Below are 16,866 nucleotides of genomic sequence, written 5' to 3'. Positions count from 1 at the left end.
TGCATATGAAACTGCCGAATAGCGGAACCGAAAAAGGTGACGAATATTAAAGATGAAACATTTGATTAAATTAATATTTGTCATGTTGTAGCCATCATTGTCAATGGCATAAATTATTCGACGAAAGGAAGAACGGGACGCGTTAATTGTATATGCGATCCCAGGAATATACGGCTTCCGCTCCATACTGGTACGTCGGCTGCTCCTAAAAAGCCCTAACAAACAAAAAAGCCGTTTTCCCTCACGGAGAAACGACTTTTCGATTGTGCGCCCACCTGGGCTCGAACCAGGGACCAAAAGATTATGAGACTTTCGGTCTGTACCTTTTTACACGGTGCAAAATCGTCGTTTCCGACTTGCAAGAGCAATATATGAAGATTTTTTGAAACCACGAAATTTTACGCCGTAACACATTTGTAACGTTTTTTTGTCATTTTAACCCATCTAGCTTCCCAATGCGATCATTGACTGATAACCATTATTGGTTATGTAATCGTCAGCCGCAGCCAAAATGTAACTTAGCTTTGGAGAAAAGTCAGCTTGCGATATTCCCGGTTGGACTATTGTAAAAAAGAATTCTATTCGTTTACCCGAATCCATCACGGTTTTAAAAAGGTTTGAATCTCCAATTAGAAATTTCTCATCATGATTGCAAACTCGATCTAAAATTTTGCGACGAAATGTTTGTTTATTACAAGTCCATGCCTGTGATTTCACCGCTTGCATACATACTTCGTACACGTCATTTACTCTATCTCCCGGGGCGACACCACCAGAGCCTTTCACATGATATAGATTTATTTCAACTCGATCATCGTATTCATGAAATGCAATAAAATCCGCTACTTCTCCTGTACCATGATCGTAAATCAAAATAGAATGTCCATTCTGCATCAATCTCTCATTCAAAGTTTCATGGATCGAATTTTTATTAGCGTTATCTACTTTGTCTTGTTGGTTTTTATAAAACTCCTTTTTTATATCCGTATTAGAGGTTACCCAATCTATTTGAACGATTCTGCTGCTATCAAATTGAAAATCCTTTTCATCTGGAGGAGCAAAATATTCATGATTGCTCACCGTTGCAAAATTGTCTAAATAAAATTGAAAAGGATTGTCATTAAAATAGTCAATAAGTGGTATTTGATTTCCGTTAACTTCTATAAACAGATCGCATTCCAACGGTTCAATTAATTTAAAATGATCGGTGAAGTTATAGCTAAGCTTATATGACAAATCCTCATGAACCAAAACTATACACAATTCATCTAAACTGCTATTTTCATTATCTATGATGATTTCGAAATCAAGCAATTGATTAGTTTGTACAATCTCATCCTCATTTACTTCGTTGATTAAAGGAAATTCATTAAAAGTCATCCCATTCCACGTGGCGCCATGGACTTGCAATGGAAACTGATCTACTACCACGCCTATAGGTAAGTCGTCAAATGCAGTGTTTGTTTTTACGACCTTGTCGCTAACGATTTTCTTTGCCAACGATTGGCACCACTTTATATAGTCCGGGATTCTTTGGTACGCATTACTCCAAACCTTAGAACCACTACTGTATCCAACTGTCACATTGTCTCCATCAGACAATCCTTTCATGAAAACGTGACCATTTGCATAATTTTTGCCGTGGCTCTTTCTTATTGATGTTTCGGCATTTGGTCCTGCAACTATCCTATAAGATTCCCCGCTGTTAGCGGAACGATTTTGCATTCCAATATTAAAAAATTCGGGATTTTTTATGTCCGCTAACACTTTATTAAGTTGATATTTAGAAATGCGTCCATATTTCCCGATAGCAAAGCGTTCAATTAGCGAGTCATAGAATTGAGGAGTTTTAATTGAAGAATGAATAAACAGCAACTGGCTGTCTTCATCAAAATAAATCAAGAAAAAATAGTGTTTAACATTTATCAAATCATCTGATATAATCCATTTAGGTTTTTCTATCTCTTTCGTAATATATATAGCCGTATTCATCTCTTCGCTGATGGCATGATGGATTGTCTGATGACCTGAAATATCTAAAGTAGAATTAAGCAATACCCCTTCTGCTTTGTAGACCTTAACGTGACAATAAGGATTAAGATTATAAAATGAAACTGATTCTCCGCAAACACACCTAATATTTTTAGTATATTAGCGCTCAAAAAGCAGGGATTATGAACATATTCAGTTTTACGGCTCATTTCGGTTCGGAGGAAGATTGTCGTTTGCATTTCAAGGAGCCGCTAGTGGGAAAGAGGAGGGTAAATTTTCAGCGTTGCTGGCTCCCCGTCAGCCGGATTGGGTTGCATCGCAGGGGTGTCGAAAGAGTCAACTGCGGTCCAAAGCTGTTGGACTTGGGTGAAAAGGGCGTTTATTCTTCCTATACGTTGTCGGCAGCGGGCCAAAAAGGAATACGTCCATGCCCATCGAGGTGAAACCGGCTGTGAGCGCGGGTTCAAGCATATAGCCCGACAGGCGCGTATCCTTGCCGATCACGACACGATGGCGGTGGTCACCGCGACGAAAGACACGGCCAGCCGCCATGCCGACGCGCAAGGCGGTTTCCGCCGTCATCGCGCCTTCGTTGGCTTTGCCACGAATACCGTCTGTGCCGAAATATTTGCGCACCATAAGGTCGATTATCCTGTCGTCGGGTCGCCCTCAAAGGGGACATGCCTGCTGAACCGCGAATATAGAGAAATATCCCGAATGTGCAGTTAACGAATTCTTGCGGTTTCTTTCAGCGCCGCCAATACCGCCAGCCCGTCGCGCAAGGGGCGCGGCTCGTGTGTGCGGATGAAGTCAGCTCCACCTGCGGCGGCGGCAAGCTCTGCAGCGAGTGTCGCGGCCCCGACATCCCCCGGACCACGGCCTGTGAGCGCGCGCAGAAAGGATTTGCGCGAAACAGACAGAAGCACCGGCAAATCGAAGCGCAGCCGCAATTCATCGAACCGCGCCAGCACCGAGAGCGAGGTTTCGGGAGCAGCCCCCAGAAAAAACCCCATGCCGGGATCAAGGACAAGGCGGTTGCGTTTGATACCGGCACCCGTCAGCGCCGCGATGCGCGCGTCAAAGAACGCCGCAATGTGATCCATGATGTCGCCAGCGGGTGCCTCGCGCCGATCTGCCTGCCCGTCTTGCACCGAATGCATAACGACGAGTTTGGCAGATGATTTCGCCAATTGCGGATAGAACGCAGCGTCTGGAAAACCGCGAATATCATTGAGATAGGCCACACCACGCGACAAGGCATAGGCTTGCGTCGCGGGTTGATAACTGTCGAGCGAGACGGGAATGCCATCTGCCTTGAGCGCGTCCAGCACCGGCGCGATACGCGCGATTTCTGTGTCGGACGAAACAGGCGCGGCGTCGGGATTGCTGGATGCCGGACCGAGGTCGATCACATCTGCCCCCTCGGCCATCAGCTTACGCGCCTGCGCAATGGCTGCGTCTGGCGCCAGATACCGGCCTCCATCGGAGAAACTGTCCGAGGTTATGTTGACGATGCCGAAAATGATGAGCGATTTATTCATGGGGGCTTCTATAATAATACCTAAAATCCGCAGGTAGTTAATTAGGATGTTTAAAGATTCTGATTATCCGTTTATGCACCTGTTATATTCGCAATTACTAGTCTGTCAAAGAGTTTGTCTCCAAAATACCGTCTGTTTAATTTGTAAATAAACTCGTTGAGATACAACTGTAAGTATTTCCTTTTGATTTTATGGTAGTTGCCCAGCAATGTCCGTTTTGCATTACTGATTGCGATATGCACCCATTTGAGTGTTTCCTTGGTGGTTTTGGCGTCTGATTTCTCGGTGACGTGCAATTCCACCAGATCGGAGATGTCAACGTAAGAAGTGCTTTTGTCCGAAAATACGATGGCATCATCCTCCATGCAGTCCCTGACCACGCCGTTGATTCCTTCACTTTGATGGCTATCCAGTACCCTGGCCTTGAAATAACGCACATGCTTCTCCTTTTTGCCCGTTTCGATATCTTCCAACGGGGTGCTTTCGGCCATCACCGCAACGTTCTGCTTTCCCTCGGCTCCCCGGCCACGTGTACCCTTGCCTCGCTCGATTTCCTTACTGGCCACCGAAAAGTAACCCTCATCCAGTTCTATCATCCCTTCCAGTGTATACCTTGCATCCCGGTTGCCCATCGCCCTGCGGAGTTTGTGTACCATCGCCCATACCGGTTCGTAACGCTTCAATCCTAATTGCTTCTGGAGTTCGTTGGTGGAGAATCCCTTTTTTGTGCAACTCATCAGGAACATCGTTTTGTACCACACCAGAAACGGCAGCTTGGAGCTCTCCATGATCGTACCGCTGCGCAACGAGGTGCGGAAACGGCAACCTTTGCATTCATAACTCCATTTACCCTGTAACCAATAATGGGAAGTGCCCCCGCATCGCTTGCAGACAACCCCTTCCTTATCACGCTGCTCCTTGAAATGCAAACGACAATCTTCCTCCGAACCGAAATGAGCCGTAAAACTGAATATGTTCATAATCCCTGCTTTTTGAGCGCTAATATACTAAAAATATTAGGTGTGTTTGCGGAGAATCAGAAATGAAATCTGTTTTCCCTGATCCACCTCCTTTTTACGATGAAATGTATCGAGTGTGCGTTTTATTTCGTCTTCCGCATCAACCACTTCTTGACTTAAATTTTTAATGATATCGTTCCAAATCGCGCCCTCCGCATATAATCTTTTTTTACCTATCTCTATATCGCTTGGAATAGCCAAAAATTTTGCTTCACCGATATCAGCAGCATTCGTTCGGGCAAATCTTCCTATAAATTGCATCGTGTTCGCTAAAGACTTTTTGGGGCTGTGTATCGCTGCAATTTTTAAATTTGGAAAATCAAAGCCTTCGCCTAACATATCCACACAGATGATACCGTCGAGTTCTCCCGCTTTTAGTTTTTCGATGGTTTTCTTAATAAAACTATAGGTTTTGGTACTATCAACTTTAATAAGACTTAATGAGGTATTCTCTTTATAAAGTGTATCCAAAGCATCGGCATGTTCCTTTGTTTCTGTTCTAACCATAATGAAATGTCGTAAGCCTGCTTCTTTGTCTTCCTTAAAAACAGCTTCTGTAGCTTTAGCTATCGCTAAATCAGGATGCTCATTATTTGGCAAAACAGGATAATATCCTAAATCTCCGAAAATTTTATCCTCATATGCCTTTGATAGAGGGTAACTGAATACAATCTTTCCCTTGATTTCACGCTTATCACGCCGAAATGGTGTAGCAGTAAAGAATATTTTTTTTGCGTGAGGAAATGCTTCGATGATATTAGTCCAAGTGAAAGCGGGAACGTGATGTGCTTCATCCACCAAGATTAAATCGAATAAATTCTTAGGTGGGCCAAACGCAAGGTTAATGCCCTCGTTTATACTATTAGGTATGCCAATAACCGCATCAAAATCTTTAAGGGCTTCCCACTCTTCCATAGACTTAATCGGGGATCTAATTTCCTTAACAGTCGGTGTCGGAATATCTTTCGCAAAGACAGACGATTCTTTTAAAGTCTTTAAAGTAGAAAATTCATTTTTAATCTGTCCCCTAACCAAAACACTGGAACTAATGACCAAAACTCGATTAGCCCGCAATAAATACGCTGAGAGATTTAGAACAGCAGTCTTTCCTGATCCAGTTGGCATTACAATCAAAGCAGGTTCTTTATCGTGTATAGAAAAATGAGCCCCTATCGCGTGAATCGCTCCAATTTGAGCGTTACGTAATCCGGGAGTAGCACCGTCGCTTATTGGATAATTAATCCGGTTATAGTTTGAGGAGAAATACGCCATAATTTTTATATTGGTTTGTTAAATAAAATATCGGTAGTCATAGGTTATTCCATCACGCTTAGAAAGTAGACGTCCAATTCTTGCAATTTCATTGGAGGAATTCAAAGTAGCTGGTAATTGACTATATAAATCGAATGAATTCCAATTCATTTTTGTCAAACCGAGAATTTCGTTGGCAATGGTTCCAATGTTACTTTCTCCATAATGTTTCGTGATTTTTAGCGGGCCTGGTATATATTTCCCTCCTAAATAGTACCGCCAAGCCTGATTCCTAACGGATGGAACAATACCATGTGTCCATAGAAATGCTGAATACTCGTCGAAAGCAATACAGGTCCCTCTTGGAACGGCATAATCATCCGCTTGCGGCATCCCTACTGCTATTTTAGTAGCCAAAAAACGGATATCATCGGCAAAGTTTACCTCTATTAAATCGATGTTTGTTACACCGTTACTAAGCAAACTGTCCTTTAGCCCATTGATTTCGTCCTGAGTAAAATAGTTCCTCTTGTGAACGACGACCCGTTTAGGGAGTTCATCCATTGCATTAAAGAAAAGTTCCTTTATGGATAAGCCAAATCGAAAAGCGTCATTATAAGACAAATGGGGTCTGTCTTGTTTGTCCCAATACAATTGGTCTTCAACCTTTGAGAGCTTGTATTTTAATCCCTGACCCTCTGAGTTATAGATATGACTGCACCCCAAAACAATACTGCCTCTGGCTGATTTTTTATTTGAAACGCTATACCCTATGCCTGCAAAAGCGGTACTTTTATCCAAGTTTTCTAATACCCAAGGCGTACGTAAAGACTTGACATAGTAGGACAGTGATAGCCACCAATTGATTTGACACTGCAAAACGCTATTAATTGTATCCTGTTGAATGAATTGTGTGGCCACACCCTTTTCCGCACAATAAGCTTTGATATAATCGTGCAGATCGAAATCTTCATTTTCCTCTTGAAACGAAGTATAGGATAGCCATCTATCCGGTATATAAATTACAATAACCTTTTTAACTTCATTCTTAATTTGTTGGTCGATTCTATTGATGATTTTATCCCGAAGGTCAAAAGCAGTTTCTTTCAGAGAAGATTTGATTGTCGGTTCAGGACAAGTTAACCAATTTTCCGAATCAACTAAAGGTATATTCAGACTGACTTTATATACATTAAAAAAACCCGGATAGTCGATAAGATAATCGGCATTTTTATTATTTGAACTGATTATTGTATTGTGTTGATTCAGAAACTTCGAAAATGCTTGGCTGTCTTCACGAGGGCAAATCACACCCAAGTTTATTTTTTCGTCATATAAATGACCTGTTAATCCACTGTCCGATGGAGCATTGTCTTTCAGTCCTCTCATGGGATGAAAATCCTTTGGAACTACACTCATAGCAGCATTTTTAGGAGAAAAAGCTAACTCTGGCTCTTTATATTGAATACCATTAAAATGCAATACGGCTTTAGGGAATTTTTCGCTAAGTTGTATCTCCGGTTTGTTTCCTGACTGAGAAACCTTCGAAAATAAAGGCAATCGGTAGATTTCGAAATTGAATCCAGATGCAGAGGAATGTGGATACTCTACGAGCAATTTATCGTTAGAACCTTTCAACAACAGTTTTCTCCATGAAAATAAATATTCGTCAAAGGCTTTGTTTCTTAACTTATCGAAATAGGTCCTACCTACGTCCTGCCTAACTTCCTTAGAAATTTTCGCATTTGGATCATCGGAATTTATTCTGAAATCGGGTAATAATGATAAATAATAGCGTTTTCCGTCAGTTGTGATTGACAACCTTATGGCTTCATGCGTGGAATACATGATATTTTGGAATATCCTATGAGACGTGGGCTCGGTTTTCCAGATCAAGTTTTTTCCGTTTGAACGCAATCCCTTAGGCGCTGACAATGCTCTCGTTAAGGATGATAACAAAAGATTGTATATTGCTGTGTCTTTCCACAATTCTAAATTATCAATTGGTGCGCGTGTTATCGATCCTTCAATATGTCCTTCAAAACACGTGTTTATATCGGATAATGTTCCCAACGCCCATACGTAACCTCTATGTGGAACGGCAACTATAGAATAGGGCTTAACCAAGTTTTTAATCTCTTTCCATGGCTGTAACCCCGTGGCCAAATCTGACTGGAATTGAAAGGCCTCCTTTGGTAATTTGAGAGGAAAAAGATTTCCTTTAATTATGGCATTCAATTTCCCTGTCTCAATAGAAAACGGAGAACGATTAATTTCTTGCTTTTCAGCCTTTAGGCAATCGCTAAATTTTTCAACTAATTTAGTATGATCTTTACAACATTCCTTTGCCAAACTTATCATCAGCTTGTCAAAGCCATCTGTTGGTATATAAAAAGCAGAACGTCCATGTTGTCTCGCCCAAGTTATCAAATCAAGGACTTCATCCGACGGATTCTGTCCGTACCCGCACCAGTATAATCTTCCTGATCCTTGCTTGGAATAACTTTCTTTTAACGCAGACATGATAGATTTATCTCTGCCACTATAACCTGAAACAATAAGATGCTTATCTTTCAAATAATCTATCAAATGTGATCTGAATGTTTCGTCTTGAGTCTTTAACTCTTCGTCGGTATTTTTCAGCTGTCCATACTTGTAGTCACCATGTAATTTTATCAATAGCAATTCAGATGTATTAATTGGGCGAATAATTCTTTCAACCGAATCCAACGTGACGTCGATAATTGTGTTGCCAGTCTTTATGGCTGCGTCACGACAGAGATCATCGAAGTTTGTAGTCCATATCGATTTGACTGTACCCAATTCACTAAGCAAGCACAATAACTTATAACCAACAGAGGGTTCTTTTCTTTCGCATAAACGTTGGAAATATTTACGGCGATCATCTTCAATTGGAAAGCATTTTTCTATGTAAAAAGAGTACTCTTCTATTGAACCTGCATCGGGATAAATACCTTCATTATCGAGCCATGTCTGTACAGCTTGTCTCACCTGTTCAGACTTATCATCTAATTTACCAAGTTTGTGTGTTGTTGCCTTTGAGGCGTAGATATCTCTTTTCCATTCCCACACACATTCGTCAGCAGACTTTATACCAGAGTTAATAGAGGCACCCGCACCAAGGAGTACAGTAAAAAAATCCGTTTTGCTGATCTCCACCGACCTAATGAACTGATCAAGTTCTAATATGTAATTGTTGCTCATTGAATCCTATTTCTTAAAATTCATACCGTTACAAATGTACAAATTTTTATATTTACAACGATTTTTTCGTTATACTTGCATCAAAATTACAAAAAATAATATTTTTTAAACAACATCATAGCGATATAATCGTTTTTACATACAAACAACGACGAAAATGTTAATTAGATTTGTAGCGGACAATTTCCTGTCTTTCAAGGATGAGACAGAATTTAATATGTTGACAGGGGATGTAAGACGGCATCCAAACCATGTATATTCATTCCCAAAAGTCGACATTTTAAAAAGTGCCGTCATTTATGGTGCTAACGGTGCAGGGAAATCAAATCTGATCTTAGCCATTAATTTTTTATCGGAGCTTGTGACGGCAGGATCTCTCGACAGTTTTAATGATGATGTATCATTTAAATTATCAGAAGATGAAAGACCCTCAACACTTGAAGTAGAATTTCTTATCGAAGAAGTAGGTTACTCTTATGGTATGGTCTTCATAGGTAGTACTATTCAAGAAGAATGGCTATATCTTTTAAATTATGGGAAAAAGGACGATGATCTCATTTTTGAAAGAAAGATTGATAAATCTGGGAATACTAAAATAAATATGGCACCCAAATATCTGAAAAGTCAAAAGGATCGATTGCTCATCCAAGTATATGAGGAAGATCTTCTAGAGCCAAGTGTTCCATTTATTTCGTTGGTTAAGGACAAGAAATTCAAGGAAATCAATCGGGCCTACAAGTGGATCGAGAAAGGCTTGATTGTAATCTTGCCCGGAATGCAATATGCCGGTCTAACATATAGTTTTATCGATGATGAAGATTTCAAGTCTTTCACAAATGGTCTTATAAGCAAATTCGATACTGGAATAAAAGAATTGGATATCCAAACACTTGACTTCGATCAATATTTTGGCGAGGACAACAAGCACGAAAAAGACAGGATTCTAAAATTGATAAAATCTGGGGAAATGGAACGTGTTGGAGATAGCAAAAATGCTGTCGCTATGCTCGAGGACGGGAAGCCAGTAATCAAAAAAGTAGTATCTTATCACATGACCCCATCTGGAAAAAAAGTCAAGTTTGAACTTTTTGATGAGTCTGATGGAACGTTGAGATTGATTGATTTTATTCCAGTTCTGTATATTTTGGAAAAATTTCCAATAACCGTCATGATTGATGAAATCGACCAAAGCATACATCCTACTTTATTAAAAGAATTTGTTGCGCAGATACAAGATAATCCAAATAAAGTTGGCCAATTGATTTTTACCACACATGAGTCGAACCTCTTGGATTTGGATTTATTTAGACAAGATGAAATATGGTTTGCAGAAAAAAATAAAGAGGGAGCTACCCATCTGTATCCATTGAGTGAATATAATGTAAGACCCGATTTGGACATAAGAAAGGGGTATCTTTCTGGCCGATTTGGTGCTATTCCGTTTCTCGGAGATTTAAGGAAATTAAGACTTGAAGAGTATGCCGAGGAGTAAGAATAGAGAATACAAAAAAGGAAAACCTCATAGGGATTTCCGTAAATTTGTCATTGTTGCCGAGGGACAGCGAGAGGATGACTATTTTAGCTTTTTTGGTGCTATAAATCAGCGAGTAGTTGTTGAAATCGTTCCTCGCGAAGAAGGAAAATCAGCTGCGAAGTATTTGACTGAGAGACTGGCCAAATACGACGAGGAATATGGCGTTGAGCCTGAGGACTTTGTTTGGTTTGTTTTAGATGTTGATCGATGGCCTCGTAAGGAGATAGATGATTTGCACAAACATAGCGAACAAGAAGCGAATTGGTCTCTTGCCATAAGTAACCCTTCCTTTGAAGTATGGTTACATTATCACATATTAGATGTGATTCCAGTTGAACTCGATTCTGCTAGGAAGTTGAAGAGGAATCTGGCAAACTTGGTTGTCGGAGGGTACAATAAGGACGATTTCGCAATGCTTATTGGAACTGCTACGATAAACGCTTCCAATGCTGATTTGCATAAAGATCATTACTTTCCAGAGAAATTTGTCAGCAAATTATATCAACTCTCTGAAAAACTGCTAACCTTTTTGGGTAAGCATTGGCAAACCAAGGAGTAACCGTTCTATGTTTTAATAACTTTAAAAAACTTAAGTATGAATAAACCGTATGAATTAGAATTTTATTACAAAGGTGACGTTATTGACCTAAAGTCTTTCGATATACTCCCGAATGTACCGGATATAGGAGAGGAAATATATCTCCAATGCGAAAATGAAAATATGAATGACGATGGGTATTATTTCAAAGTAATTGAAAAAAGAAGTCTTTTCTTCTCGTCACCAAGATTGAGGCAAAAGGTGATGATAAAATTGGACCGTATTGAACCTACTGATTGGTCAAATGTATTATAAATTAGGTAATTTAGTGAGAACTCAGGGCTAAGCAGATACTAATTTTTCAACAACTATTACAAGACTTATGAGTAATCAAAATACCGCAGCTCAATGTTATGATATTACAACTGCATTAGCTGGCAAAAATATCCCAGAATTTGAATTTTTACCACGTATTGGGATGATGGTTAACCTTGCTTTGCATTTACGTGGACTACCTCTTTTGGAATACGAAAAGCTAAAACTTGTTTCGGATTATTATTTCAAAATACCTCCAATTTTATTAAAGGATATTCTAAAAAATCTTGAAGAAATTGAATTCGTTAAACTCTACTCTCAAAAATCGACGATTAAGCAAATTCAACCGCAAATTCCATTTTTCGACGATATCTACTCCACGGTGGGAGAATATGCTGTTACAGAGATGGGATTTAATGAACCTGAACAATTAGCTTTAAGAATACTTTCGGAACTGACTAATTCTCCTACCGAACGCAGTAATATATACTCCCTTGGTGCTGAGAAAAAAATTGTTGATCGAAACTTACAGTTCGGAACAGAAGGCGGATATATAATGTCCAAAAGAGCAAGAGGTCGAGAAATATTGATCAGTCCTTTGTTTTTTTCAGAAAACGTTGATGTTTTTGCTGACTTAACCGCAAAATCCGGAGCCAGTACAATTAAGAGGGTATTAGAATTAGTAAAAAAGGCACAAGGTTGGCCATTAAGTATTATTGAGAAAACTATGAGTATTAACGGTGAATCAATTACCGTTCAAGAGCTCCAGATTCTTAAAAGATTGGCTCAAGATGGTGCGGTGAAACCACCAGCAATTACAACAGGTCATGCAGGACAAAATTTCTTTTTATTTACTCCCGCTCCTGGTTTGTCAAAGTTGAACCCAACTAATAGGGAAATTTATGAGCGAGCTATGGCGCTCCTCGCGTCTGTAAGACAGGGGCAGTTATTAGCTAATAAATATCCAATAAGGTGGCCTAGTGCCTTATTGAATGCATTAAAAAGAGACGGATGGCTAAAGCCAACGTCAGAAACGTATGCTCAGTATTATCAGTTGTCTGTTTTAAAAGTTGGACGTCTTGAAAAAATGCAGGATGATCGATACAGATTTGTTCTCATAAATTCTGAAGAAAATATCAGAGCATTAGATTTAGCAATTAGGTTGCTAAATGAAGGAAGCTTATCTAATATGGAAGTAGACCAAGAAGCAAGAATTGCTTTACAACAGGATCAAACTTATATTGAATCTATCGTATCTTCTGCAAGATTACGACAAACCGAAACAGTAATGTTAGGAGAAGAAGCAAAAGAAGAGTTGGATAATCTCTTACTAAAAAGTATTTCAAGATGATAAAAGATAGAAATTTAAAAATCAGAGTAATTGAGTACTTTGTTCGACGAAATTGGTATCCACATTTAGAAGTGAATGTACTTTCTCAAACTCAAATTTCAGCGGCCCCCAAGTTAGTTACAGATATTGATGCTCTTGCGCTTGCACCAGAAATAACAGGTCGGTTTCAAATTATTTTGGGCGATTGTAAAACATTAAAAGGCCAATCTGGAATTACTAGGGCTTTATGGATGAAAGGATTAATGGAGTACTTCGGAGCTAAGAAAGGGCTTATATTATTAACCAAAGATATTGAGAAGGAACACCAATTAACTGCGAATACTTTCGATGTTCAGTTGTTTTCTGATAACGATTTTAATTTCTATTCTCATGCAACAGCAGACTATTTAGAACCGCTATTTAGTTCATTAATTGATATAGATCATTGGGATCGCTTTATGGAAATCGACAAAAAATTCCCAAGATTAAAGCAGTTGTGCGAATATGCTAGAACTAATTTTTGGAACGATAAAATAAGTAATTTTCAAGTTCGATCAGGATTGTCAATCCTTAGAGTACTAAAAGGAGAATTGGACCCAGCCAATAAACTTCATCTTTCACTCGTAATGCACCATTATTCACTTATGGCAATTAGTCTAAATCAAATTATTACCGAAGTCTTTACCAGATACATTTCATTAAAAACCAAGGATGATTTAAGTAACGATTTGAAAATAATAATTTATGGAGGCATCGCTAACTACGAATACCTCAATGAACTACGCAAAAGATCCAGTGGTAATACAATACCAGATAAAGATTTAGCCTTACCTGAATGGGATACTTTCGTCGAGCTTGTAAGACTGGTGTTTGAGAACCCAATGAATTTTAATATACTTCCATTGTATTTAAAGGAATTGTCATTTTGCTTTTTATCTACTGATCCTACTAAGTATACTTATGCTAAAGGAATCTCTGAAAAAGATAAACATACATCAAATTTTGCACTTCGACTCTCTGAATATTTAAATAAAGCTTGTGGGTTACCACCAGAGTTTCATGAAGTTTATTCAAAAGCAATTGTATTTGGAGAATATTAATATACGCTTAAACCACTATTTGATTAGAGTAATTATTCAATCTACTATTAGCACTTAGAACGTCATTAGTAATCTTTATAAATGACTTTGCTTATAAATCCCCTTCAACAAAATCAAAAAAACCCCTTACTTTTACCCCTGACCCAATAAAGGATCAGGGGTTTGGGTAGGCTGGTTCAGATTAACCCACGTTTGTAAAGGATTGATAGAACGTTTCAAATGGTGCTTTTGGTTTATGGGTCCTGATACCTGCACGGATACCCGATAATTTTTCAAAACGGTTCAATGAAAAAATACTGACCGGGATACGATACTTCTTTTTGTTGCAGTAAAACTCTCCGTGGTCATCAACAATACTAAACCTTGCGTTCTTACCAAGTTGCCAAGTCGCAACTTTACAATCAGCTACACGACCACTTATTCCCCCGTCAAATACCGTATGTATTTTGGCATTGGTGAAAAGGGATTTTAGCCAAGTAAACTGTTCTTTGGTCGGCAACAACCCCAATGAAGCAAACGCACTCGAACGGTGTGGATTAATCCAATTGGGGTAATAATGGCAGAAGCACATTATATCACAAGCAGAATGACCGATAAAAAGGTCGGTGACGGATAAAGGCAAGCTATCCGTCACCAACCATACACCTTTGCTTACCGGAATACGAGCGCCGTTTTCGTTCCAACGTTCATGGTCTATGACCTGATTTCCCAATGTATAAGTAAACAGAATTTTATCTTCGACCATACCCACATAGGGAGCAAAGAAGTTCCGTACTTCGGGTTTTAATTGGAGAAATAACATTACCTCGCAACGGTGCGGGTATAGCCCCTGCTCTCTTGTTTATCATGAAGATGTTGCGCAAGGTCTTGAACGGTTTTCTCGTTCCCTTTTTCCCTTAGCTTTTTGTCGGCCATCATCATATCGGACAAAGCACGGTTATACCCCTCGCTGTACCCCTCACTTTGTGGTTCGAGCCTACCTCTTAGGTTATTGATACCACGGAATACCAAGTATGAGATACCGCCGTCCAATAGCACGGATAGGATAAGCCGTTTACTGTCTGAACGAATCCCCTTATTGTCCGTTGCCGAGTGCTGAATTTTCGTTCCGTCTTTGAGTTCCACGACTTCGCCGTTACGGAAAGCCTCCTGTTGCTTTTCCGAAAGTTCTTCGCCGTTTACTCTGATCGGGGCCTGCACTTCGTCGGGTTCATACGCAACAAATTCCCTTGTCAAGTCGTCATACTCAATGATGACTTTTTTCTTTTTGTTTCCTCCGATCTCCTGTTCCTTGCTCACTACGTTTTTTTCTCCGGCGATCAATGCTTTTTCCTCGTCGTCACTTAATAACGGGTGCCATTGTGGTTCACGATAGATCGGATGTATGTTAAGCTGGACAGTACCGTCCTCACCTCGGCTAAGGGATAACTTCGCATCCAGTTGTCGGATGGCAAACCCGTCGATATTCAGACCTGCCATACTCAACATATCGGTTCTTCTTCCTGCAAGCAGGGCATCGATATTCTCCGGACTGATACTGAACCCTCCGTCTTTGTAAAGCCCCAATTTTTCAAGTTCATTTAGGGGCATTTCATTTTCGTTGATGGGATATTTCATGATGTAATTGTTTGTTAAGTTTTAGATTTTATCTTCTGATACCATAGGCGGCAACAGCCTCCTTTTCGGCATGTACCGGGCGGTGCAGGTCTGCACCTACCTTGACAGCTTCGGGGTGCTGTTTGGCTTGGAGCAGGGAATTATATAGCCGGTCTGTCTTGGACAGGGAAAATACATTTCCAGTCGTTACGTCTTCCACACGCATACGTCCACGTTTCAGATGGCCTTGCACCCTGTACACCGTATTGTTATAGGCGATTTCATCACCCATAGAAAGGGCGGCTTCTTTCGCCTTTTGTGGTTGTGTTACGGTGTGTTCTTCGACCGCCACATCGGCGGCTGCCTTGATTTCCCTTTTTTGCTCAAATGCCAATATGTAATTAAGGATTTTTTCAGCATCGGCAGCGGCGGCGTGTATTTCAAAAGGTGTATCACGCAATATCTGAATCCAACTGTCCACGTAGGCAACGTGTTGGCCGGGATCGTGGCCGATATGGAGCTCCTGACCTATGAGCATGGATGCGATTTCGGCGCGGAGTTCCTCGCGGGCATACCCCTCTGTTCCATATCTGTTTATAAGGCGTCTGTCCAGACGGTTTTCGTGTCCTGTCCAATGGCCGAGTTCATGGAGTACGGTGGCATAGTATTTATCCGGTGCATCGAATTGCTCACGAAAAGGCATGGTAATACTGTCACGGAGTGGGCTATAAAATGCTTTATCGCCCGCTCTGTGGGTTATGGTCGCTCCCGAAGCCTGAATGAGATTTTCTGCCCTTTCGATAGGGCTCCATTGAAATTGTTTTACATCGGGTTTAACCAAAGGTTCGATACCGTTGATCTGCTCCGCATTGAACACCCAAGCGGTTGTAATGATCGGTCTGTCCAACCTTACCTGAACCTTTACGGGTTTTCCTTTTTCGTCCAAAATTGGTTTACCCTGTTCGTCTTTTTTAGGTACCAATTGGTGTAGTTTGACATACTGGATAAGGGAAGCCTTTTCACCTTTCCGTACTTGCCAGCCTTTTTCCGATGCTTGCTTAAAGGTCATCCATCGGGGGTCGTCACGGTCGGCCATCGCAAGGGAGAAAATGTTTATCCCTTTATAGCGTTTTCCTGTTGTGGCGTTGTACGGAAATTCAAAGGCCGGGCCGTTGTCATTCCACGGCTTCTGCCACGGTGCTGTGCCTTGTTCGAGTTTCTTGATGATATTCTCTGCAACTATTTCATGCAGGGATTTTGAATTTTTACTGCTCATATTCATCCACCTCCGGGGATTCGTCTTCCGGCCATTCGTCGGCGTATTCCACGCCATAAATGGCGGCTTCCTGTGGGGTTATACCAATATCCTCGCCACTGGCTAGGATACTTAGTTTTTGTTGTAGTGATCTTAAATGATAGTCCATA

14 protein-coding genes and 1 pseudogene are annotated in these 16,866 nt (G+C 40.4%); 5 read left to right on the top strand and 10 right to left on the bottom strand.

Annotated features, from left to right (window positions below):
* Positions 1 to 444 precede the first annotated feature (444 nt).
* A complete protein-coding gene (locus tag BMZ56_RS03205) occupies positions 445 to 2,055 on the bottom strand; it encodes a hypothetical protein (protein WP_090624119.1) in 1,611 nt (536 codons plus the stop codon).
* A 119-nt stretch (positions 2,056 to 2,174) separates the two neighbouring features.
* On the opposite strand from BMZ56_RS03205, the pseudogene BMZ56_RS26225 reads away from it, so the two are divergent.
* A pseudogene (locus BMZ56_RS26225) lies at positions 2,175 to 2,279 on the top strand (IS1595 family transposase); the annotation flags it as partial.
* A gap of 49 nt (positions 2,280 to 2,328) precedes the next feature.
* Here BMZ56_RS26225 and BMZ56_RS03195 read toward each other — a convergent pair.
* The 5 genes from BMZ56_RS03195 to BMZ56_RS03175 form a co-directional block, all read right to left on the bottom strand.
* Positions 2,329 to 2,631 carry a phosphoglucosamine mutase gene (locus BMZ56_RS03195; protein WP_000251875.1) on the bottom strand — a complete coding sequence of 101 codons (303 nt, stop codon included), beginning with the start codon at positions 2,629 to 2,631 and terminating at the stop codon, positions 2,329 to 2,331.
* An 86-nt stretch (positions 2,632 to 2,717) separates the two neighbouring features.
* A complete protein-coding gene (gene sul2 / locus BMZ56_RS03190) occupies positions 2,718 to 3,533 on the bottom strand; it encodes a sulfonamide-resistant dihydropteroate synthase Sul2 (RefSeq protein ID WP_001043260.1) in 816 nt (271 codons plus the stop codon).
* Positions 3,534 to 3,604: 71 nt separating this feature from the next.
* Positions 3,605 to 4,513 carry an IS1595-like element ISBbi1 family transposase gene (locus BMZ56_RS03185; RefSeq protein WP_005807145.1) on the bottom strand — a complete coding sequence of 303 codons (909 nt, stop codon included), beginning with the start codon at positions 4,511 to 4,513 and terminating at the stop codon, positions 3,605 to 3,607.
* 36 nt (positions 4,514 to 4,549) lie between these two features.
* On the bottom strand, positions 4,550 to 5,824 hold the full coding sequence (locus tag BMZ56_RS03180) for a DEAD/DEAH box helicase (protein WP_090624113.1): 1,275 nt from the start codon (positions 5,822 to 5,824) through the stop codon (positions 4,550 to 4,552).
* 18 nt (positions 5,825 to 5,842) lie between these two features.
* Positions 5,843 to 9,028 (bottom strand): SIR2 family protein, encoded by a 3,186-nt coding sequence (locus tag BMZ56_RS03175; RefSeq protein ID WP_090624110.1) that lies wholly within the window; start codon positions 9,026 to 9,028, stop codon positions 5,843 to 5,845.
* A gap of 157 nt (positions 9,029 to 9,185) precedes the next feature.
* On the opposite strand from BMZ56_RS03175, the gene BMZ56_RS03170 reads away from it, so the two are divergent.
* The 4 genes from BMZ56_RS03170 (at position 9,186) to BMZ56_RS03150 (ending at position 13,845) form a co-directional block, all read left to right on the top strand.
* On the top strand, positions 9,186 to 10,520 hold the full coding sequence (locus BMZ56_RS03170; protein ID WP_090624107.1) for an AAA family ATPase: 1,335 nt from the start codon (positions 9,186 to 9,188) through the stop codon (positions 10,518 to 10,520).
* Entirely contained in the window at positions 10,507 to 11,121 is a 615-nt protein-coding gene (locus tag BMZ56_RS03165; protein ID WP_090624104.1) for an RloB family protein, read from the top strand. Before BMZ56_RS03170 ends, BMZ56_RS03165 begins: the two co-directional genes overlap by 14 nt.
* A 361-nt stretch (positions 11,122 to 11,482) precedes the next feature.
* The gene (locus tag BMZ56_RS03155) at positions 11,483 to 12,766 is read left to right on the top strand and encodes a hypothetical protein (RefSeq protein WP_090624100.1); all 1,284 of its coding nucleotides are present in this window, start codon (positions 11,483 to 11,485) and stop codon (positions 12,764 to 12,766) included.
* Entirely contained in the window at positions 12,763 to 13,845 is a 1,083-nt protein-coding gene (locus tag BMZ56_RS03150; protein WP_090624098.1) for a hypothetical protein, read from the top strand. The genes BMZ56_RS03155 and BMZ56_RS03150 overlap by 4 nt, the downstream gene beginning before the upstream one ends.
* Positions 13,846 to 14,026: 181 nt before the next feature.
* Here the strand turns inward: BMZ56_RS03150 and BMZ56_RS03145 are convergent, their stop codons facing one another.
* From BMZ56_RS03145 to BMZ56_RS25545, 4 genes are read right to left on the bottom strand one after another with little or no spacing between them, the layout of a single operon-like run.
* A complete protein-coding gene (locus BMZ56_RS03145) occupies positions 14,027 to 14,590 on the bottom strand; it encodes a hypothetical protein (protein ID WP_143072828.1) in 564 nt (187 codons plus the stop codon).
* Positions 14,591 to 14,646: 56 nt separating this feature from the next.
* Positions 14,647 to 15,462: a DUF4099 domain-containing protein gene (locus tag BMZ56_RS03140; protein ID WP_090624091.1), complete on the bottom strand. Its 816-nt coding sequence runs from the start codon at positions 15,460 to 15,462 to the stop codon at positions 14,647 to 14,649.
* 28 nt (positions 15,463 to 15,490) lie between these two features.
* The gene (locus BMZ56_RS03135) at positions 15,491 to 16,717 is read right to left on the bottom strand and encodes an ArdC family protein (protein ID WP_245893049.1); all 1,227 of its coding nucleotides are present in this window, start codon (positions 16,715 to 16,717) and stop codon (positions 15,491 to 15,493) included.
* On the bottom strand, positions 16,707 to 16,865 hold the full coding sequence (locus BMZ56_RS25545; RefSeq protein WP_177195011.1) for a hypothetical protein: 159 nt from the start codon (positions 16,863 to 16,865) through the stop codon (positions 16,707 to 16,709). The genes BMZ56_RS03135 and BMZ56_RS25545 overlap by 11 nt, the downstream gene beginning before the upstream one ends.
* Between the last annotated feature and the right edge of the window lies 1 nt (position 16,866).

This window comes from Parapedobacter indicus, assembly GCF_900113765.1.
GTDB lineage: Bacteria > Bacteroidota > Bacteroidia > Sphingobacteriales > Sphingobacteriaceae > Parapedobacter > Parapedobacter indicus.
The sequence above is the reverse complement of the archived record's forward strand: the minus strand, read 5'-3'. Positions and strand labels throughout refer to the sequence as shown.

What these genes read in the sequence shown, in the direction of transcription:
- BMZ56_RS03170 (WP_090624107.1), top strand. Translation starts at nt 9,186, where the DNA reads ATGTTAATTAGATTTGTAGCGGACAATTTCCTGTCTTTCAAGGATGAG.
- BMZ56_RS03155 (WP_090624100.1), top strand. Translation starts at nt 11,483, where the DNA reads ATGAGTAATCAAAATACCGCAGCTCAATGTTATGATATTACAACTGCA.
- BMZ56_RS03180 (WP_090624113.1), bottom strand. Translation starts at nt 5,824, where the DNA reads ATGGCGTATTTCTCCTCAAACTATAACCGGATTAATTATCCAATAAGC.
- BMZ56_RS03140 (WP_090624091.1), bottom strand. Translation starts at nt 15,462, where the DNA reads ATGAAATATCCCATCAACGAAAATGAAATGCCCCTAAATGAACTTGAA.
- BMZ56_RS03150 (WP_090624098.1), top strand. Translation starts at nt 12,763, where the DNA reads ATGATAAAAGATAGAAATTTAAAAATCAGAGTAATTGAGTACTTTGTT.
- BMZ56_RS03185 (WP_005807145.1), bottom strand. Translation starts at nt 4,513, where the DNA reads ATGAACATATTCAGTTTTACGGCTCATTTCGGTTCGGAGGAAGATTGT.
- BMZ56_RS03165 (WP_090624104.1), top strand. Translation starts at nt 10,507, where the DNA reads ATGCCGAGGAGTAAGAATAGAGAATACAAAAAAGGAAAACCTCATAGG.
- BMZ56_RS03135 (WP_245893049.1), bottom strand. Translation starts at nt 16,717, where the DNA reads ATGAGCAGTAAAAATTCAAAATCCCTGCATGAAATAGTTGCAGAGAAT.
- BMZ56_RS25545 (WP_177195011.1), bottom strand. Translation starts at nt 16,865, where the DNA reads ATGGACTATCATTTAAGATCACTACAACAAAAACTAAGTATCCTAGCC.
- BMZ56_RS03195 (WP_000251875.1), bottom strand. Translation starts at nt 2,631, where the DNA reads ATGGTGCGCAAATATTTCGGCACAGACGGTATTCGTGGCAAAGCCAAC.
- BMZ56_RS03175 (WP_090624110.1), bottom strand. Translation starts at nt 9,028, where the DNA reads ATGAGCAACAATTACATATTAGAACTTGATCAGTTCATTAGGTCGGTG.
- sul2 (WP_001043260.1), bottom strand. Translation starts at nt 3,533, where the DNA reads ATGAATAAATCGCTCATCATTTTCGGCATCGTCAACATAACCTCGGAC.
- BMZ56_RS03145 (WP_143072828.1), bottom strand. Translation starts at nt 14,590, where the DNA reads ATGGTCGAAGATAAAATTCTGTTTACTTATACATTGGGAAATCAGGTC.